The 17,795-nt window shown below is 69.1% G+C and carries 21 protein-coding genes; 16 read left to right on the top strand and 5 right to left on the bottom strand.

The window, feature by feature from the left end:
- The first annotated feature begins 162 nt into the window (after positions 1–162).
- The 14 genes from rpsE (at position 163) to AB1L88_RS02955 (ending at position 9,522) form a co-directional block, all read left to right on the top strand.
- Complete coding sequence (gene rpsE / locus AB1L88_RS03020; RefSeq protein ID WP_367095147.1) at positions 163–648, top strand: 30S ribosomal protein S5; 486 nt, start codon at positions 163–165, stop codon at positions 646–648.
- Between the two features lie 12 nt (positions 649–660).
- Entirely contained in the window at positions 661–1,113 is a 453-nt protein-coding gene (gene rplO, locus AB1L88_RS03015; RefSeq protein ID WP_367095146.1) for a 50S ribosomal protein L15, read from the top strand.
- 357 nt (positions 1,114–1,470) lie between these two features.
- Positions 1,471–2,874 carry a preprotein translocase subunit SecY gene (gene secY, locus AB1L88_RS03010; protein WP_367095145.1) on the top strand — a complete coding sequence of 468 codons (1,404 nt, stop codon included), beginning with the start codon at positions 1,471–1,473 and terminating at the stop codon, positions 2,872–2,874.
- Positions 2,875–2,942: 68 nt separating this feature from the next.
- Positions 2,943–3,752: a type I methionyl aminopeptidase gene (map, locus tag AB1L88_RS03005; protein ID WP_367095144.1), complete on the top strand. Its 810-nt coding sequence runs from the start codon at positions 2,943–2,945 to the stop codon at positions 3,750–3,752.
- A gap of 63 nt (positions 3,753–3,815) precedes the next feature.
- Positions 3,816–4,034 carry a type II toxin-antitoxin system HicB family antitoxin gene (locus AB1L88_RS03000; RefSeq protein ID WP_367095143.1) on the top strand — a complete coding sequence of 73 codons (219 nt, stop codon included), beginning with the start codon at positions 3,816–3,818 and terminating at the stop codon, positions 4,032–4,034.
- Positions 4,031–4,246, top strand: coding sequence for a type II toxin-antitoxin system HicA family toxin (locus AB1L88_RS02995; protein WP_367095142.1), 216 nt, complete (start codon positions 4,031–4,033; stop codon positions 4,244–4,246). Before AB1L88_RS03000 ends, AB1L88_RS02995 begins: the two co-directional genes overlap by 4 nt.
- 250 nt (positions 4,247–4,496) lie before the next feature.
- Positions 4,497–4,613 (top strand): 50S ribosomal protein L36, encoded by a 117-nt coding sequence (gene rpmJ / locus AB1L88_RS02990; RefSeq protein ID WP_152052695.1) that lies wholly within the window; start codon positions 4,497–4,499, stop codon positions 4,611–4,613.
- 71 nt (positions 4,614–4,684) lie between these two features.
- A complete protein-coding gene (gene rpsM / locus AB1L88_RS02985) occupies positions 4,685–5,068 on the top strand; it encodes a 30S ribosomal protein S13 (protein ID WP_367095141.1) in 384 nt (127 codons plus the stop codon).
- 230 nt (positions 5,069–5,298) lie between these two features.
- A complete protein-coding gene (gene rpsK / locus AB1L88_RS02980; RefSeq protein ID WP_152052697.1) occupies positions 5,299–5,679 on the top strand; it encodes a 30S ribosomal protein S11 in 381 nt (126 codons plus the stop codon).
- A 169-nt stretch (positions 5,680–5,848) separates the two neighbouring features.
- Positions 5,849–6,478 carry a 30S ribosomal protein S4 gene (gene rpsD, locus AB1L88_RS02975; RefSeq protein ID WP_367095140.1) on the top strand — a complete coding sequence of 210 codons (630 nt, stop codon included), beginning with the start codon at positions 5,849–5,851 and terminating at the stop codon, positions 6,476–6,478.
- A gap of 273 nt (positions 6,479–6,751) precedes the next feature.
- Positions 6,752–7,750 (top strand): DNA-directed RNA polymerase subunit alpha, encoded by a 999-nt coding sequence (locus AB1L88_RS02970; RefSeq protein ID WP_367095139.1) that lies wholly within the window; start codon positions 6,752–6,754, stop codon positions 7,748–7,750.
- Positions 7,751–7,896: 146 nt separating this feature from the next.
- Positions 7,897–8,355 carry a 50S ribosomal protein L17 gene (gene rplQ / locus AB1L88_RS02965; protein ID WP_367095138.1) on the top strand — a complete coding sequence of 153 codons (459 nt, stop codon included), beginning with the start codon at positions 7,897–7,899 and terminating at the stop codon, positions 8,353–8,355.
- A 174-nt stretch (positions 8,356–8,529) separates the two neighbouring features.
- Positions 8,530–8,970, top strand: coding sequence for an HIT family protein (locus AB1L88_RS02960; protein ID WP_367095137.1), 441 nt, complete (start codon positions 8,530–8,532; stop codon positions 8,968–8,970).
- A gap of 150 nt (positions 8,971–9,120) precedes the next feature.
- Positions 9,121–9,522 (top strand): hypothetical protein, encoded by a 402-nt coding sequence (locus AB1L88_RS02955; RefSeq protein WP_367095136.1) that lies wholly within the window; start codon positions 9,121–9,123, stop codon positions 9,520–9,522.
- On the opposite strand, the gene AB1L88_RS02950 is transcribed toward AB1L88_RS02955, so the two are convergent.
- Both AB1L88_RS02950 and AB1L88_RS02945 read right to left on the bottom strand, forming a co-directional pair.
- Positions 9,523–11,997: a transporter substrate-binding protein gene (locus AB1L88_RS02950; RefSeq protein ID WP_367095135.1), complete on the bottom strand. Its 2,475-nt coding sequence runs from the start codon at positions 11,995–11,997 to the stop codon at positions 9,523–9,525.
- Positions 11,998–12,307: 310 nt separating this feature from the next.
- Positions 12,308–13,414 (bottom strand): prenyltransferase/squalene oxidase repeat-containing protein, encoded by a 1,107-nt coding sequence (locus AB1L88_RS02945; RefSeq protein WP_367095134.1) that lies wholly within the window; start codon positions 13,412–13,414, stop codon positions 12,308–12,310.
- 355 nt (positions 13,415–13,769) lie between these two features.
- On the opposite strand from AB1L88_RS02945, the gene AB1L88_RS02940 reads away from it, so the two are divergent.
- Positions 13,770–14,750: a diguanylate cyclase gene (locus AB1L88_RS02940; protein WP_367095133.1), complete on the top strand. Its 981-nt coding sequence runs from the start codon at positions 13,770–13,772 to the stop codon at positions 14,748–14,750.
- Positions 14,751–14,976: 226 nt separating this feature from the next.
- On the opposite strand, the gene AB1L88_RS02935 is transcribed toward AB1L88_RS02940, so the two are convergent.
- Positions 14,977–15,867: an NlpC/P60 family protein gene (locus tag AB1L88_RS02935; protein ID WP_367095132.1), complete on the bottom strand. Its 891-nt coding sequence runs from the start codon at positions 15,865–15,867 to the stop codon at positions 14,977–14,979.
- A 365-nt stretch (positions 15,868–16,232) separates the two neighbouring features.
- Here AB1L88_RS02935 and AB1L88_RS02930 point away from each other — a divergent pair, with 365 nt between their 5' ends.
- The gene (locus AB1L88_RS02930) at positions 16,233–16,778 is read left to right on the top strand and encodes a J domain-containing protein (RefSeq protein WP_367095131.1); all 546 of its coding nucleotides are present in this window, start codon (positions 16,233–16,235) and stop codon (positions 16,776–16,778) included.
- A 451-nt stretch (positions 16,779–17,229) separates the two neighbouring features.
- On the opposite strand, the gene AB1L88_RS02925 is transcribed toward AB1L88_RS02930, so the two are convergent.
- Entirely contained in the window at positions 17,230–17,523 is a 294-nt protein-coding gene (locus AB1L88_RS02925) for a type II toxin-antitoxin system RelE/ParE family toxin (protein ID WP_367095130.1), read from the bottom strand.
- Positions 17,523–17,792 (bottom strand): type II toxin-antitoxin system ParD family antitoxin, encoded by a 270-nt coding sequence (locus AB1L88_RS02920; RefSeq protein ID WP_367095129.1) that lies wholly within the window; start codon positions 17,790–17,792, stop codon positions 17,523–17,525. The genes AB1L88_RS02925 and AB1L88_RS02920 overlap by 1 nt, the downstream gene beginning before the upstream one ends.
- Positions 17,793–17,795: the final 3 nt, after the last annotated feature.

Genomic DNA, 17,795 nt, shown 5'->3' with positions numbered 1-17,795 from the left:
GGCAAGATCGACCGGACCCCGTTGCCCCCGGGCAATCGTCGTCCGGTGTCCTGCTCCGAGCCTCGACTGGGCCTTTTCCCCGTATCCGATCCATCCGTCCGTCCCCCTACTGCCGTTTGCCCGTCTACTGCCTACTGCCTACGTTCTTCCGGAGGATCATCCGTGTCCAGCGACAGTCGAGATCGCGGTGAGTGGAGCGAGAGCGTCGTGTCCATCCGCCGCTGCGCCGCCGTGGTCAAAGGGGGACGCCGTTTCAGCTTCAACGCCCTGGTCGTCGTCGGCAATGGCCGAGGCCAGGTCTCCTGGGGCTACGGCAAGGCCAACGAAGTGCCCCCGGCCGTCGAGAAGGGGGTCAAGGACGCCCACAAGCGCATGACCCGCGTCCAGATGCGACGCGGCACCATCCCCCACCCGGTCGTCGGCCGCTTCGGCGCCGCGAAGGTCATCATGCTGCCGGCCAGCCCCGGTACCGGCGTGATCGCCGGCGGGGCCGTCCGCGCCGTCGTGCAGGCCGCCGGCATCACCGACATTTTGACCAAGAGCATCGGTTCTCCCAACAAACTGAACCTGGTCAAGGCCGCCATCGACGGGCTGCAGCAGCTCCGCACGAAGGACGAAGTGGCCCGACTCCGGGGCGTGGAGCTGTGAGGTAAGCCAATCATGCAAATTCACGACGTTCACGAAGGCATCCAGAAGCACAAGAAGCGCAAGCGCGTCGGCCGAGGGCCCGGCTCGGGGCACGGCAAGACCAGCACCAAGGGCCACAAGGGCCACTCCTCGCGCCAGGGCTTCAAGATCCGGCCCCTCTCCGAGGGCGGCCAGATGCCCTTGATCCGCCGCGTCCCCATCCGGGGGTTCGCCAACGGCCGGTTCAAGAAGGATTTCGCCATCCTCAACCTCGAGCTGATCGAGGCCTTCTTCGAGTCGGGCGCGGTGGTCGACGAGGCGATCCTCCGGGCCAAGGGGCTCGTCAAGGGGCGCCACGACGACGGCCTGAAGATCCTCGGCGACGGCAAGCTGACGAAGGCCCTGACCGTCAAGGCCCAGAAGTTCAGCAAGACGGCCGTCGAGAAGATCTCCGCCGCCGGCGGCTCGGTCGAAGTGATCGGCTAATCCCCCTTGATCCCAGTCGAACCCGACCGGGCCGCGACGAGATCCGGCCCGGTCGGTGTCCGTTAGCCTCCGATGGCCTCGGCCTCACCAGGACGTTCCGTCACCGGATGTCGGACCCCGAGCGACGCGACCGCCAACGCCCCCGGGCCTCCTCGTCTGCCAACGTCTTTTTGCCGTGTTGTTGATTCCCCGACCGACCGCCCGACCCAACGTTGTCTCGCAGGCCCCGGCCTGTCGATTCGCCCGAGTTGGCCCCGGACGGCAGGCCCCGGCCTGCCCGACCCAGCCCACGTCGCCCTTGGGGAACCGCCGAGATCCCGCCGCCCCCTCCCCGACGTGCATAGGAGCCGTCCTGCCGTGCAGAAGCTGATCACGATCTTCTTCAAGGTCCCCGAGCTGCAGCGCAAGATCCTCATGACGGCCATGTTCCTGGCCATCTATCGGATCGGCTTCTACATCCCCCTGCCGATCGTCGACCAGTCGGCCCTGGCCGACTGGCAAGAACAGATCCGGCAGCAGGCCTTCGGCAAGGTCCTCGGCATGGCCGCCATGTTCGGCGGCACCCAGATCGGCATGAGCACGATCTTCGGCCTCGGCATCATGCCCTACATCTCCGCCTCGATCATCTTCCAGTTGCTCGGCTCGGTCGTCCCCCAGCTCGAAGCCCTCATGAAGGAAGGCGAGAGCGGCCGCAAGAAGATCAACGAATACACCCGATACGCCACCGTCGCCATCTGCCTCGTCCAGAGCGCGATGTGGATCCGGTTCGTCCAGACGCTCGATTACATCCCCGGCCAATATAAAGACTTCTTCCCGTACGGGTTCATCTGCGTTCTCATCATGACGACCGGGACGGTCTTCCTGATGTGGATCGGCGAGCAGATCGACGAGTACGGCATCGGCAACGGCATCAGCCTGCTCATCATGGCCGGCATCCTCGCCAGCGCCGACGACGCCATCTTCCTGCTCGCCTCCGGCTTCACCCCCCGCCTGACCGGCGACGCCGAGAAGCCGTACTCGCTGATCGTCACCGCCTTGCTCCTGGCCCTGTTCATCGCCGTGATCGTCGGCGTGATCGCCATCACCGAGAGCCAAAGACGCATCCCGACCCAGTCGGCCAAGCACGTCCGCGGCCGGCGGGTCTACGGCGGGACCCGGCAGTACCTCCCCCTGAAGGTCAACCAGGCCGGCGTCATGCCGATCATCTTCGCCTCCAGCCTCCTGATGTTCCCCTTCTTCATCTTCAAGGGGCTCGCATCCAGCACGGCCAGCTGGCTCGTGGCCGACCCCGGCGAGGTCTCCGGCTTCCAGGTCGCCCTGGCCCGCTTCTTCGAGACCGGGCTCGACGCCTTCCAGAGCCAGGCTTACATCTACACGATCTTCTACATCGCCCTGATCTACTTCTTCTGCTACTTCTGGACCGCCATCACCTTCAACCCGAAGGACATGGCCGATAACCTGAAGGACTACGGCAGCTTCATCCCCGGCTACCGGCCGGGGCGTCGCACGGCCGAGTACCTGGAGAAGGTCATGCTGCGGATCACCTTCGTCGGGGCCGCCTTCCTCAGCCTCGTCGCGGTCATCCCGTCGATCGTCCAGGGGGCGCTGGCCCAGACCGGCACGAGCGTCGAGCCGGTGATCACCTCCTTCCTCGGCGGCACCGGCCTGCTCATCGTCGTCTCGGTCTGCCTCGACCTCGTCCAGAAGATTGACAGCCACCTGATCATGCGGAACTACACCGGCCTGATGAATCGCCGCTGATCGCGACCGCCTCGCCGATCGTCAGCCAAGCGAACAGACAGGCCCGCGCTCCCGGAGGGCTCTCCCCCATGCTCCGCCCCAGCCGATCGACCATCAAGCTCAAGAGCCCCCGAGAGATCGGCCTGATGCGGGAGGCCGGCAAGGTCGTCGCCGAGGCCCTGGCCCGCGTCCGGGAGCTGGCCGTGCCCGGCGGCACCACCGCCGAGATGAACGAGGCGGTCGCGGCGATCTTCCAGCGCCACAACGCGACCCCCCTGTTCCTCAACTACCCGAGCCCCACCAAGGGGGTCCGCCCCTTCCCCGCCGTCATCTGCGCCAGCGTCAACGACGCCGTCGTCCACGGCATCCCCACCCGACGCCCCCTCGAAGACGGCGACGTCATCTCCATCGACACCGGCTGCCGGATCAACGGCTGGTGCGGCGACTCGGCCGTCACCCTGGCCATCGGCCAGATCTCCGAGGAGAACCAGAAGCTCCTCCAGGTGACACAGGAGACCCTCGACCTCAGCATCCGCGCTATGGAACGCTGCGAGACCTGGGCCGAGGTCGCCGGCCTGATGGAACGCTACGTCAAGTCGCAGCACATGCACGTCATCGAGAAGTTCGTCGGCCACGGCATCGGCCGTGACATGCACGAGGAACCCCAGGTCCCGAACTTCGTCAGCAAGGCTTTGCGCCGCAACGACTTCAAGCTCGAACCCGGCATCGTGCTGGCCATCGAGCCGATGGTCGCCCTCGGCACGAAGCACGTCAAGGCCCTCTCCGACGGCTGGACGATCGTCACCAAGGACGGCCTCTCCGCCGCCCACTTCGAACACACCGTCGCCATGACCCCCGACGGCCCGAAGGTCCTTACCCTGCCCGAGGGGCTCGACTGACGTCGCTGGCTCCTTCCTGCTCCATCGGGACCGACTCGACACCATTACAAACCCAACAGCACGATGCATCCGACCCACCCGTTGTGCATCGCGGTCGAGCAGGAAGACGACGGGCGTTGGATCGCCGAGATCGCCGAACTGCCTGGCGCCTTGGCCTACGGATCGACCCGTTCCGAGGCGATTGCCCGGGTCGAGGCATTGGCGCTCCGAGTGCTTGCCGATCGGCTCGACCACGGCGAACCTGTCCCGGAACTGGCTCTTCTCTTCGCGTTATCTCCATGAGTCGGTCGCCTTCGACGAACGCAAAGCGCGTCCTGGCCGCGTTGCGTCGCATCGGCTGGTCTGTGAAGCGTCGGGTCGGAGGTTCACACCGCGTCCTTGAGCGCAACGGTTGGCCGGATTACGTCTTCTCGTTTCACGACGGCGAAGAGATCGGGCCTCGCATGCTGGCCCGGATCGCCAAACAAACGGGACTCACCACAGACGATCTTTGAACCCATTCCCTTGCCAAGCTCCGGGGGCTCCGGTCAATCATCCAGCTCTGTCGCCCGATGCCACCCGATCGCCCCGAATTCCGATTGTTTTGGTCGCAACGGACTTGCAAGAGAACAATCGTCTCGATACAGTAGTCGAATTCCCCCCGGTCTGCGGCGCGCGCCGGTCGGCCGGCATACCCTCGCGCCAACATGCCCTCCGGGGCATGCTTGCGAAGCGATTGTTCTGAAGAAAGACGGGACTGGAGCGATGAAGGTCCGATCAAGCGTCAGGCGGATTTGCGAGAGCTGCATCATCGTGCGGCGCCGGGGCAAAGTGTACGTCATTTGCAAGAGCAACCCCAAGCACAAGCAGCGGCAAGGCTGAGCCGGCTCCTCCCCTCGATCGTGTGATCACGGTGGAAGTGGAGCCCCTGCCCTCCCGGAGGAACAGGACGGATGCCTCGTATCCTGGGCGTCGACATCCCCAACGACAAGAAGATCCGGATCTCGCTGCGATACCTCTACGGCATCGGCCCGTTCCTGGCCGATCAGCTCTGCGAGCGCACCGAGATCGACCCCGAGAAGCGGGCCCGCGACCTGTCCGACGATGAGCTGGCCAAGCTCATCGCGCTCCTGGACAACGAATACACGGTCGAAGGCCAGTTGCAGCGGGTCGTGCAGCAAAACATCGCTCGACTGCGAGACATCAACTGCTACCGAGGCTTCCGGCACCGCCGCGGCCTCCCGGTCCGCGGCCAGCGGACCCAGACCAATGCCCGCACCCGCAAAGGTCCCCGGAAGACCGTCGCCGGGAAGAAGGGCGTCAAGGACATGCGCTGAGCCGAGTTTTTGTCCGCGCCTTGCGGGCCGCATCCCCCCCGGATCGGCTCGCCGTGGTTTGAACCCGTGCTCTCCTGGGCCCCGAAGTCCTTCGCTTCGGAGCCGCTCGCCCGGCACCGGCCGGGCGCGTTCGTTCCATCGGGACGGGACGGACCTCGCCAGACATCTTTGCGATCGGTCGGAATCGATCAGCGTTTCCCCAGGACCTTCAAGAGCGGAGCAGCCCAGCGGTGGCCAAGGCCAAGAAGCGGAAGACGCGCCGCAACGTCAGTCGCGCGGTCGTGCATATCAAGGCGACGTTCAACAACACACTGGTGACGGTCACCGACCCCAACGGCGATACCCTCTGCTGGGCCTCCAGCGGCACGGTCGGCTTCAAGGGGAGCCGCAAGAGCACCCCGTTCGCCGCCCAGCGGGCCGCCGAGGTCTCGGCCTCGGCCGCCACGAAGTTCGGCGTCAAGGAGGTCGAGGTCCGCGTCAAGGGGCCCGGCTCGGGCCGCGAGAGTGCGATCACCGCGCTCCAGGCCGCCGGGCTCTCGATCAAGGCGATCGAAGACGTCACCCCCCTGCCCCACAACGGCTGCCGACCGCCCAAGAAACGACGGGTCTGATCGGTCGGCCGCCCGCTCACCCTCCTCGCTCGGATCGGCCCCGGTCGCCCGATCGCCTCGGACCACCGCCCCCCCCGATCCGTCCCGACGTCAACCTCATCGGACGACTCACGAACGCATCAGCATCAGCCCGGCTCGTACATTTATATTGGTTTGAGAATCGAGGATCATGGGACGCCACATCGGACCCGTCTGCCGGCTCTGCCGCCGCGAGGGGATCAAGCTGTTCCTCAAGGGCACCCGCTGCGACTCGCCCAAGTGCGCCGTGGAGCGCCGCGATGGCCCTCCCGGCCAGCAGCAGTACCGCCGCGGTAAGCCGAGCGAGTACTCCATCCGCCTGCGAGAGAAGCAGAAGGTCAAGCGCTACTACGGCGTCTTCGAGCGCCAGTTCCGCCGCTATTACGAGATGGCCAGCCGTCGCCCCGGCAACACCGGCGACGTCCTGATGGCCCTGCTCGAACGCCGGCTCGACAACGTCGTCACCCTGCTGGGCTTCGCGGTCAGCCGCCCCTCGGCCCGCCAGCTCGTCCGCCACGGCCACATCCTGGTCAACGGCCGCAAGACCGACATCCCGAGCTACCTGGTCAAGCCGGGCGACATCATCAAGGTCAAGGAACGCGAGGAGTCGCAGAACCTCGTCACCGCGGCCCTGAACATGGAAGGCCTGCCGCCGGTGCCCGACTGGCTCGACCGCGCCGGCTCCGAGGCGGGCGAGGCCCGTGTCAACCGCCTGCCCTCGATCCAGGACGTCTCCTTGCCGGTCACCCCTCAGCTGATCGTCGAGCTCCTGAGCCGCTGACGGCAACGCCCGGCCAACCGACCCGGTCGCCCCCCTTCGCTTCACGCCGGGGCGATCGGGTCCCTTTTGACGTTGACTCGCTCGCTCGCTCGCTCTTGCTTGCACGTGCCGTTGAAAACGAATTCGGGACGGGGATTCACCGCGGAGAACGCAGAGGACGCCGAGGCAGACCCCCGGGGATCTCCCCACGGCGGCGCCCCCCCGCCGCCGTTTCTTTTGTCCCCGAGAACCCCACTGCGTCCTCTGCGGTGAATTTGGGAGCCTGATTCAGCCATGCGCATCCGTTGGCGAGGCCTGGAACTGCCCAGCCGGGTCACCTGCAACCGCGAGTCCCTCACGGACACCTTCGGCGAATTCCACGTCGAACCGTTCGAACGCGGCTTCGGGCACACCGTCGGCAACAGTCTCCGACGCATCCTGCTGTCGAGCCTCGAAGGCAGCGCCGTCACCACGATCAAGATCCAGGGCGTGCAGCACGAGTTCTCCACCATCCCCGGGATGGTCGAGGACATCACCGACCTGGTCCTGAACCTCAAGGGCTTGGTCGTCAAGAACCACTCCGACCAGCCCCGGACGATCCGCATCGAGCGCGATCGCCGCGGCGTCGTCACCGCCGCCGACATCCTGCACGACGAGTCGGTCGGCGTCTTCAACCCCGACCACATCCTCTGCACGCTCACCGACGACGTCCCGCTGAACATCCAGATGACCGTCGAGAACGGCCGCGGCTACCGCCCCGCCGCCGAGGGCCACACCGACGACCTCGAAGTCGGCGCCATCCCGATCGACGCCATCTTCAGCCCCGTCACCCGCGTCGAGTACCGCGTGCACGACACCCGGGTCGGCCAGCGGACCAACTACGACCAGCTCTCGATGCGGATCTGGACGACCGGCACCCTGAAGCCCGAGATGGCCCTGGTCGAGGCCGCCAAGATCCTCCGCAAGCACCTCAACCCCTTCGTCCAGTACTACGAGCCCGGCCCCGGCCTGCCCTCCGACGGCACCGGCGGCTTCGACGGCAGCAGCTACAGCGGCGGCGTCGACATGGAGACCGAGCGCAAGCTCAACATGTCCCTCGCCGAGCTCGAGCTCTCGGTCCGGGCCACCAACTGCCTCGAAAGCGAGGGGATCACCACGGTCCGCGACCTCGTCAGCCGATCCGAGGACCAACTGCTCGGCGTCCGCAACTTCGGCGAGACGACCCTCAAGGAAGTCCGCATCAAGCTCCAGGAAATCGGCCTCGACCTCGGTATGGCCGACGCCCGTCGTTAAGTGTCTCGGCGAGTAGGCAGGAGGCGGTAGGCAGTCGGCAGGATCAAACCCAGGCGATCCGATCCGGACCGCTGCCCTGTTGTGCCTCTGCTCGGTGTCCCGTTCTGCCTACTGCCTACTGCCTACTGCCTACTGGAACCCAAGCCATGCGTCACCGGAAAGCCGGACGGAAATTCAAGCGAACCCCCGAGCATCGGCGGATGCTCCTGCGCAACCTGGCCACCTCGCTGTTCGAGCACGAGCGGATCGAGACGACGCAGGCCAAGGCCAAGGACCTCCAGCCGTACGCCGAGAAGCTCATCACGCTGGCCGTCCGCGGCCTGCGCCGCCAGAAGGCCCTCGGCGGCGAGGCGGCCGACAAGATGCCCCTGGCCGAGTTCCGCCGCAGCCTCGCCGTCCTGACCCGCAAGGACATCGCCTACAAGCTCTTCCAGGACATCGCCCCGCGCTACCTGGAACGCCCCGGCGGCTACTCCCGCATCTTCAAGCTCGCGCACCGTCGCCAGGGCGATTGCTCCCCCATGGCCATCATCGAGCTGATCCCCGCCGACGAGCCGATCCGCTCGCGGAGCGTCCAGCCCGAGGTCGTCGGCTCCAACGCCTGACCGCCTCCCGGCCGGTCCGACCCGCGACCCTGATCGCAGATCCCCGAGAGAGTTGCGGGCAGACCCTTTCGGGGTGTTCTGCCCGCAACTCTCTCTGCGTTTGGGTCGCATCCTCCCTTCACCTCGCCTCGTTCCCTTCTCCCGACCCCCGGCCGTTCGAGGAGTCTCGCACCCATGGCCTACGACCCTCAGAACATCTTCGCCAGGATCCTCCGCGGCGAGATCCCGGCCGCGAAGGTCCTCGAGACCGATCACGCCCTGGCCTTCCTCGACGTCGGCCCGGTCAACAAGGGGCACCTCCTGGTCATCCCGAAGGCCGAGGCCGCCACCCTCTCCGACCTCCCCGACGAGGCCGCCGCGCACGTCGGCGCGCTCCTCCCCCGCCTCTGCCGGGCCGTCAGGGCCGCCACCGGGGCCGACGCCCTGAACATCGTCGTCAACCACGGCGAGGCCGCCGGCCAGACCGTCCACCACGTCCACTGGCACATCATCCCCCGCTTCCCCGGCGACGCCGTCCGCTGGCCCTGGCCGCACCAGTCCTACGCCGACGACGAGATGGAGCAGATGCGCTCCCGGATCGCCCGGGCCCTCGACGCCCCCGAATCGTCTTCCTGAGCCAATTCTTCGCCGTCTCTCGCCCGCCCGCCCGCCCGCCGAGCGGACGATCTCACGCCGAAGTCATCTCCCCCCAGACGCAAGACTCTCCTCGACCGGACCGCTCGCGACCCCAACCACCTTCCGCCCTCCGCCGAGGAGTCTCGGGCGATGTTCATCCTCATCCGCCGACCCCGTCTGAGCATTGCTGGGCTGATGATCGTGGTCGCCGTGGCCGCCCTGGTGGCCTTCTGGCTCCGGCCGATGACGGGGCGGGAGGCTGTCCGTGAGGCGATCGCGGCGGTGCATGGAGCAGGCCCCCTCACGCTCGTCGGCGACCCGATGGCGCCTCCGTCCTGGCGGGTCGGAGAGGTCTCCCGGGACGCCCGCGGGTACGTCGTCCGTTTGGAGACGGAAGGGGAAAGCTCGGATGGCTATTTCTACCGGGCGACCATCTGGATCGATGCGAAGACCCGCCGCCCCCACCGGATGAGGCATGACCGGGAGCACCCGATCGGTCGCGCCCGCCGGCTCGACCGAACCGGCCCGATTCAGACACCAACCGGACACTGATCAGCCCGGGGCCGACCAGCGGCCTCCCCAGCCGTCGTAAAGGTCTTGAAGCAGTGTTTCCCACTGCTCGCGGGTCCGGGTCTTCGGGAACGGCTCCGGGCGGATCGGCTCTCCCGAGCTGTTGACTAGGTGGAACTGCCCCTGCTCGTCGAGCCGGGCGATCCTCGACGTCTTCCAGAGGTGCTGCGAATCCGGGTCGACCCTCACCCGGTCCCCGGGGGCATCCAGCCCCACGGAGCCCAGCGCAGACCGCACGGACGAGACGTCCGTCGAGCCGGCCGCCTGCACCGCCCCGGCCCAGAGGAAGACGCCGACATAGGCCGACTCGATCGGGTCGCTCGTCACCCGCTGCGGGCCGTAGCGGTCGCGGAATCGTTCGATGAAGGCGCGGTTCTCGGGCCGATCGACGCTCATGAAGTAGGTCCAGGCCGCGTAGTCGCCGGCCATCTCGTCGAGGCCGAGGCGGCGGATCTCCGGCTCGGCGATGCTGAACGAGACGGTCGGGATCTCCTGCGACGTGATCCCGGCGTTCCTCAGGTCGCGGAAGAAGGCGACGTTGCCGTCGCCGTTGATCGTGTTCAAAATCACGCTCGGCCGCTCGGCCTCGATCCGGTCGACGATCGCCACGAAGTCGACGCTCGTCAAGGGCTGGAACGCCTCGCCGACCAGCTCGCCGCCGAGCGCCTCGACCTGGTCCCGGATCACCGCGCCGGCGGCCCTGGGGAAGATGTAGTCGCTGCCGACGTGGAAGAACCGCCGCCCCAGCTCCACGAACGCCCACTTCACCGCGGGGATGATCTGCTGGTTCGGCGTCGCGCCCAGGTAGACGATGTTCGGCGACTCCTCCAGCCCCTCGTACTGGACCGGGTAGAACAGCAGGCTCCCCAGCCGCTCGACCACCGGCCGCACCGCCTTGCGGGCCGCCGAGGTCCAGCACCCGAAGATCGCCTCGACCCCCTCCTCCTCGATCAGGCGCCCGGCCTGCGTCGCGAAGACCTCCGGGCTCGACCGCCCGTCGGCCACCACCGGCTCGATCGGCCGGCCGAGCACCCCGCCCGCCGCGTTCAGCTCGTTGATCGCCAGCAAGGTGCCGTCGACCACCCCCGAGGCGCTGTCGGCCATCACCCCCGAGAGCGAGTGCAAGACCCCCACCCGGATCGGCGGCCCCGACGCCACCGCCGCCGGCCCCCCCGTCGCCGAATTGTCCCCCGCCCCCGGCATCCCCTCGTTCTTGCCCGTCGGCCCTCGGCCCGATCCCGATGAGCCGGACCAGAACCGATGCACGCCGAATCCGGCCGCCATCGCCAGGACGACCCCGGCCCCAACCGCCCCCCGGCGGGTCCACCGGCCCTTCGCGGCCGATTCCGTGGTCATCGTCGTTGTGATCGTCTGAGGGCCGCTCATCACCGGGCCGGCGCCCGATGGAGCCGGGCCGATCGCCTCGATCCCCGGCTCGGTCGGGCTGCTCGGCACGCGGAAGACCGACTCGGCGCTCAGGGTCGGCGGCAGCTCCGGGGCCGGCCGGGCATCGGCCAGCAGGGCGAGCAGATCCGACCGCATCGCCTCGGCTCCGGAGTAGCGATCGGCCGGGGCCTTGGCCATCGCCCTGGCGATGATCGCCGCGCAGCCCTCGGGCAGATCGGGCACGACCTCCCTCGGGTCGGGGGCCGGCCTGTAGCAGTGGGCGAACATCACCTTCGGGGCCGAGGTCGAGTCGGCATACGGCCCCCGGCCGGTGAGCAGGCCGTAATAGGTCGCCCCGAGCGAGTATAGGTCGGTCCTCGCGTCGATCGCCTCCGACTGGCATTGCTCGGGGCTCATGTACGCCGGGGTCCCCACGACCCGGCCGGTGCGGGTCAGGTGATGGGCCCCCAGGTCGTCGGCGAGCTTGGCCAGGCCGAAGTCGGTGATCTTGACCGCGCCGTCGCGGTTCAACAGCAGATTGGCGGGCTTGATGTCGCGGTGGATCAGGCCGGCCCGGTGCGCCGCCTCCAGGCCGAGGCAGGCCTGGGCGACCAGCGCCGTGGCCTCTCGCCAGGGCATCGGCCCGGCCTCCATCGCCTCGGCGAGGCTCCGGCCGTTGACCTGCTCCATCACCAGGAACGGCTTGCCCTCGTGCCGGCCGATCTCGAAGATCGCCACCACGTTCGGGTGGTGCAGCCGTGCCGCGGCCCGGGCCTCCTGCAGGAACCGATCGGCCGCGACGGGGTCGGTCGCCAGCCCTTCGGGCAGGAGCTTCACCGCCGTCGGCCGGCCGAGCTGCGTGTCCTCGGCGTCGTAGACGACCCCCATCCCGCCCCGGCCGAGCACGCCGACGATCCGGTGATTGCCCAGCGTCGTCCCCGCCGGCAAGTCCTGGGGCGCCCAGCCCGGCAACTCGCTGCCGACGGTCTCCTCCAGCGACCCGGACCCCGACCCCGCCCGGGGCAGCCGCCGGGTCGGGTCGTCCGGGTTCACGCTCTGCGAATCGCTCACGGTCGGGCCTCGATCGAGTGCCGGCAGGCCCGCTTGCCCGGTCGCCTTCGCATGCATCACCGGGCCGGGGACCTCGCCTGGAGGAAGTCTAGGCCCCATAATGGCCTGCACGCAATCGCTTTCCTGCCCGATTGTCCCCGCCCTCGGATTTTCTCGACGCGAGGCGGATCCCCCACCGCCCCGCGATCCGACGGCCGCGACGCCGCGCGAGGGGGGCCGAGTCCGGCTCGCAAGGTCGATGTGACCCGGCATCGACCCCATCAACGGCCCGGCGTGCCGCGGCCCGTCGCGGCCCGCCCGGCCCGGCGCCTCACGCCCTCGGGCCGGAGTCCGACCGGGCCGACGCCAGCGCGAGCAACGCATAGGCGGTCACGAGGTTCGGGTCCCCTTCCATCCAGCGATCGGCCGGGTTGACCCACTCGCCCCGGGGCCCCTGGCGATCGGCCAGGGCCGCGACCAGGTCGGCTCGCCAGTCGTGCTCCCGGCCTTCGGCGTCGGTCAGGGTCGGGTCGCCGAGCGCCGCCAGGGCCTTGGAGAAGGTCTGGTAGTAATAGAAGAGGCCCTGCTGGCCCATCCCCGGGTTCTCGTCGAGCGAGTAATTCTGACGGATGAACTCATACGCCGCCTTCACCCGCGGGTCGTCCATCGTCAGGCCGGCGTAGACCATGCTCTTGAGCCCGGCGTACGTCATGCTGGCATACGACCGCAGGCCGCCGCCGGGGGCGTCGCCGGCCTGGCTCTCGCCGCCGTTGGCCGGGGTGTAGATGAACCCGCCGTCGTTCACCTTGCCGGCGAACGGCTGGTCGTTGAACTCGCTGTCGAGGTTCTGCGACCGCGAGACGAACAGCAAGGCCTTCTGCAAGGCCGGGTCGTCCTCGGGCAGGCCCGTCTCCCGGAGCGCCTCGATCATGAACGACGTGTTCGACATGTCCGGCCGGCTCTTGCTGCCGTAGCCGGCCCCGCCGTAGAACGGGTCGGCCGGGGTTTTGCCTTCCCCCTCGTCCCACTGCAGGCCGATCAAGGCCGACTGCCCCCCGGCGATCGTCGCGTCGTAACGGTCGCCGGCCCCTTTCTTCTTCGCCTCGTTCAGCGCCATGATGCCGATGGCCGTCAGGTAGTTGGCGTGCGGCCCCTCGGCCTCCGATCCGTCCCGGCCGATCGTCTGCTCGATCAGCGCCAGCCCCTTCTCGACCGCCGGGTCGAACGGCGTGACCCCCGTCCGCAGCAGGGCCGTCACCACCAGGCCCGTGATCCCCGGGCTGATCTCCGACGACCATCCCCCCGCGTCTTCCTGCCGGCCCTTCAAAAAGGCCACCCCCCGGGCCGTCAGCGCCTCGCCGCTCGCCCCCCCCTGCCCCTGCCCCTGCTCCTGCCCGATTGCCGACGACCGGCCCCCGATCGCCCACAACCCGATCACCCCGGCTCCCGCCCCTTGGAGAAATCGCCGACGGTCTTGACTCTGGTGCAACACGATCTGCCTCCGGTGTAGTGACCGTTCCGGTCCGCTTCAACCAGCACGAGCCGAGCGGGACCTCCTCCGACGCTCGTCAACGCGTTCTCATTATAGCGACGGTCAACGCCATTGTGGCCCCTCGCCTCTCGACTCCTGGCAGAGGGACGCTACCCCCACCCTGCCCGATCTCCCTTGACCTATGCTTGCGGCAACCGGGGCCGCCGTCGTCCCCATCCGTCCCAAACGGGGAAGTGCAGCAATGGTCGCCCCAGAGACAGAGAGCAAGGTTCCCGGGGCCCGCCGCCGACGCCGGGCGGCCGTGTCCGATTTCTTCCAGCGCACGCTCGATTCGCTCCTCTCGCACGTGGCGGTGCTCCGGCGAGACGGCACCATCGTCGCCGTCAACGCCGCCTGGAACGCCTACGCCACCCGGAACGGCCTGGTCGAGAGCCGCTGCGGGCCCGGCGTCAACTACCTCGGGGTCTGCGACGGGGCCTCCGGCTCGTGCGCCGAGCAGGCCCAACTGATCGCCCGGGCCATCCGAGACGTCGGCGCCGGGCGCATCCCGGCCTTCCAGCTCGAATACCCCTGCCACTCGCCCGCGATCCTCCAGTGGTTCACGATCCGGATCACCCGGTTCGCGGTCGGCGCGCAGGTCTTCATCGTCGTCACGCACGACGACATCACCCAGCAGAAGCTCGCCGAGCTGAGGCTCCGGGAGGCCAATCGCCGGCTGGAGGCCCAGGCCACCACCGACGGCCTGACCGGCCTGGCCAATCGCCGCCACTTCGACGCCACGCTGGCCCTCGAATGGAGGCGGCACGCCCGGTCGGCGACGCCCCTCGCGCTCCTGCTGATCGACATCGACCACTTCAAATCATACAACGACTTCCACGGGCACCTCGCCGGCGATGACTGCCTCCGGGCCGTCGCCGACGTGCTCCGCGACGCGATCTGCCGGCCCGGCGACCTCGTCGCCCGCTACGGGGGCGAGGAATTCGCCGCCATCCTGCCCGAGACCGACCGCGACGGCGCCCACTCCCTGGCAATCAAGGCGGCCGACCGCCTCCGCCGCCAGGCCCTCCCCCACGCCGCCCCCGGCGCCGGGCCGATCATCACGCTCAGCATCGGCTCCGCCGCGGTCGTCCCCCCCGGCGACGACCCCCGCGACGACCCCAACCCCGCCGACCTCCTCATCGAGCAGGCCGACCGCGCCCTCTACGCCGCCAAGGCCGCCGGCCGCGACCGCGCGATCCGTGCCGATCTCCTCGACCCCCCCCCTCCCTCTCCCTGCCGCTAACCCCGCCTGTCCTCTCCCCCCCCTTCGCACTGACTCGGCTTCCATCCTCCCCCCTCTCCCCCGCCCCGGGGGAGAGGGCCGGGGTGGAGTGGGCCTCTGACGGGTCCCATCGCCCCGGCGAGCCGGCCTCATCCCGAATCGCCTTCGGGCGCCCGTCCTCGAATCCGCTCGCCGGCCGCCGCCGGTTCGCCCCCGAACCGGCGACGCCGATCGGGACGACCCGGCATCACTCCCCGGAGGACGAGAACACCCGCAACGCGTGGCTGGCGCTCCGGTTGTACCACGAGTCCTCGCGGAACGGGCGGAGGCGGACGCCGCACGGGATCAGCTCCCCGTTGCTGTCGCGCGTGTCCTCGCCGTGGCTGTCGAGCACCAGCGGCTCGCCGTCGGGCGACCGGCCGATCGGCCCGACCCAGAGCACGACGTGGCTGATCGACCCGGCCCGATTGCGGACGAACAGCAGGTCGCCCGTCCGAAGCGCCGCGAGCCGATCCCCATACGAACCCGGCAGCTCGACCCGCTCCAGCGGCGTCCGAGCCCTCCCCGGCCCCTCGGCGAACCGCAGGCCGGCCTGCCGCGTCACGTCGGTATTCAGCCGGATCCCGAACCCCTGGTTGTACACGAACCCGGTGAAGTTGCTGCAATCGACCCCCGGCCCGTTCGCGCCGGCGCAGGTCGACTTCCACCGCCAGCCGGGCGGCGGGTCCCAGTCGGGGATGTGGTGATGCTGATACGCGTACCCCTCGAACCGCAAGGCGACGGCGATCACCCGCTCCCTCAGCCGGTCGACCGGCCACCCCTCGACCCCCGGCGCCGGCGGATACGCCCTCGCCCTCGGTCCCCACGAGCCGAACCGCTCGAAGACCCCCCGCGAATACCACTCCGAGAACGGCACCGACCCCTCCCGCCTCGGGTCCCCCCGCTCGGTCCCCTCCAGGTCCGCCACCAGCCCCGCCGCCGGCACCGAGAACGCCACCCGATACGGCGACCGATACCCCTCTCCCTGCTCCTTCCCCACCTCGGGCACCCCGGCCCCACTCCCGACCATCCCGCCCGAGGCCACCATCCCCACGATCAGCAGCACGAGCAGCAGCACACCCTTCGGCATCCGTCTCATCGCGATTCCCCTTTCCGTCGACCGCCCCCCCTCCGAATCCGGGCGCCACGCCGCGCCTCCCCCACCCGACTCTAGTACCGGATCCCGTCTCAATCGGCGGGTTCACGGCGTTTCGCCGGGTGCCCCGGGTTCCGCGCCGCGGACCCCGGGCGGAGTTGCATGGACCTGCCGCCCCCCGGCCCGGGGTCCGCGGCGCGGAACCCGGGGCACCCGAATCCCACCGGGTTCGACGGGAAGCGGGAGTCGGCCGTCGCGTCTCTCGAAGACGCACCAATCCATCAGGTAAACTCCAGGGATCACGGGGGCCGAACCGCCGTGAGCGACCCCTTCCACCCCAGGCCGGAATCCCCAGGAGGCCGACCGCGATGCTGCTGATGGCCGTCGAGCAGGACGACCGGATCATCTGGGTCGTCGTCGAGCAGCACCGGCCCAAACGCCGCATCCGCAGCCGGATCGTGCTCCACCTCGGCCAGTATCGCGGGCGAGACGAGGCCGAGGCCGCCTTCCTCGATCGCCTGCAAACCAACCCCACGCTCCGCGCCGTCGCCGAGCGCTGGGCGGCGAACGCCGAGGACGTGCTCACCGACCGCAAGGCGCGGGCCCGCTTCCTCCTCCACGGCGTCGGCACCGGCGGGATCGCCCCCTTCGCCGACGACCTCCTGCTCCGGCGCGAGGAGCGGGAGCGGCAGGCCCGGGAGCGTGCCCGGGCCGCCTCCTGGCCCTCCGGGATCCCCTCCGTCGCCTTCGCCACCCTCGGCCTCCCGACCGCCGCCTCCCTCGCCGAGATCAAGGCCGCCTACCGCCGCCGCGCCCTCCTCCTCCACCCCGACCGGGGCGGCGACCCCGCCGCGATGGTCGCCCTGAACGCCGCCTACGAGGACGCGAGCTGGTACGCCGAGTGGCGCGGCTGATCCCGCATCGCCCCGAACCGTGCCGCCCCGTGCCCGACGAGTGGCCGGGGCCAGGCGTATCATGCCCCGGCTGAGTCAGGTTCCCGCCCTCGGGGCCAGGCGCATCGTGCCCCGTCCGGGTCCGGACGTGTGGCCGGGGCAAAGCGCAGCGTGCCCCGTCCGAGTCAGGCTCCCGACCCCGGGGCACGCTGCGCTTTGCCCCGGCCACACGTCGCGGGTCACGACGCCCGGATGCAGTCGTCGGTCACGAGCCGATCGGCGGGTGGCCCGGACACCGGCCACGGTGTCTGGGTGCCGCAGGCACACGAGGCGTCGGGCTCCGCCCGGCGTCGCTGCATGCGGCTTCGTCGTCCGGGTCAAAGCCGAGGCAACCGTCGGGCCGCATGAACGACCGCCACCACGTCAATCCGCTCGTCATCGACGATCCGATCAACGTGATCGCTCGGCGCCATCACCGAGGGAAGAAGGACGGGAGATCGCGTGCCCCGTGAAGGATACGGATGATCTCGATGCCATCGGCGGTCGGTCGGTAGAAGATGACGTAATTCCAGACGATAAAGTGACGCAGGTTCGGCGCGAACTCTTCGGCGGAAGCCCCCATCAAGGGATGGTTCCCGTAGCGCTCGCATGCTTCGTCAAGCATCTCGGCGAAGCGATCCGCGAGCTGCGAACCTTGCGTGTCCAGGAAATCAAAGATGCTCTCCAGGTCTTCCTGAGCCTGTCGAGTGCGGATGACCCGGGGCATCAGCCCAGGTCCTTGCCGTCCCGCCGACGGCGGCGAACCGTCGCGAGCGTGCCTCGAACATCCAGCGGCGCCACCTCGCCCCGGTCGGCCTGGTCGATGCCGATCTGGATCTCCTTGCGCAAGTCTTCACGCCTCATGTCACGGATCCGGTCCCTCTCCTCCAGCAGGCGAAGGGCCTCCCCCACCACCTCGCTCACCGACGGATACATCCCGCTCTCGACCTTGTCCTGGATGAGCTTCTCCAGCTCCGGCGTCAGGGAAACGTCCATCAA

It is taken from the genome of Tautonia sp. JC769, from assembly GCF_040717455.1.
Taxonomy (GTDB): Bacteria; Planctomycetota; Planctomycetia; order Isosphaerales; family Isosphaeraceae; genus Tautonia.
The sequence above is the reverse complement of the archived record's forward strand: the minus strand, read 5'-3'. Positions and strand labels throughout refer to the sequence as shown.

What these genes read in the sequence shown, in the direction of transcription:
- AB1L88_RS02935 (WP_367095132.1), bottom strand. Translation starts at nt 15,867, where the DNA reads ATGAGACGGATGCCGAAGGGTGTGCTGCTGCTCGTGCTGCTGATCGTG.
- AB1L88_RS02920 (WP_367095129.1), bottom strand. Translation starts at nt 17,792, where the DNA reads ATGGACGTTTCCCTGACGCCGGAGCTGGAGAAGCTCATCCAGGACAAG.
- rplQ (WP_367095138.1), top strand. Translation starts at nt 7,897, where the DNA reads ATGCGTCACCGGAAAGCCGGACGGAAATTCAAGCGAACCCCCGAGCAT.
- rpmJ (WP_152052695.1), top strand. Translation starts at nt 4,497, where the DNA reads ATGAAGGTCCGATCAAGCGTCAGGCGGATTTGCGAGAGCTGCATCATC.
- map (WP_367095144.1), top strand. Translation starts at nt 2,943, where the DNA reads ATGCTCCGCCCCAGCCGATCGACCATCAAGCTCAAGAGCCCCCGAGAG.
- AB1L88_RS02955 (WP_367095136.1), top strand. Translation starts at nt 9,121, where the DNA reads ATGTTCATCCTCATCCGCCGACCCCGTCTGAGCATTGCTGGGCTGATG.
- AB1L88_RS02925 (WP_367095130.1), bottom strand. Translation starts at nt 17,523, where the DNA reads ATGCCCCGGGTCATCCGCACTCGACAGGCTCAGGAAGACCTGGAGAGC.
- rplO (WP_367095146.1), top strand. Translation starts at nt 661, where the DNA reads ATGCAAATTCACGACGTTCACGAAGGCATCCAGAAGCACAAGAAGCGC.
- AB1L88_RS02995 (WP_367095142.1), top strand. Translation starts at nt 4,031, where the DNA reads ATGAGTCGGTCGCCTTCGACGAACGCAAAGCGCGTCCTGGCCGCGTTG.
- AB1L88_RS02960 (WP_367095137.1), top strand. Translation starts at nt 8,530, where the DNA reads ATGGCCTACGACCCTCAGAACATCTTCGCCAGGATCCTCCGCGGCGAG.
- AB1L88_RS02930 (WP_367095131.1), top strand. Translation starts at nt 16,233, where the DNA reads ATGCTGCTGATGGCCGTCGAGCAGGACGACCGGATCATCTGGGTCGTC.
- AB1L88_RS02970 (WP_367095139.1), top strand. Translation starts at nt 6,752, where the DNA reads ATGCGCATCCGTTGGCGAGGCCTGGAACTGCCCAGCCGGGTCACCTGC.
- rpsD (WP_367095140.1), top strand. Translation starts at nt 5,849, where the DNA reads ATGGGACGCCACATCGGACCCGTCTGCCGGCTCTGCCGCCGCGAGGGG.
- AB1L88_RS03000 (WP_367095143.1), top strand. Translation starts at nt 3,816, where the DNA reads ATGCATCCGACCCACCCGTTGTGCATCGCGGTCGAGCAGGAAGACGAC.
- rpsM (WP_367095141.1), top strand. Translation starts at nt 4,685, where the DNA reads ATGCCTCGTATCCTGGGCGTCGACATCCCCAACGACAAGAAGATCCGG.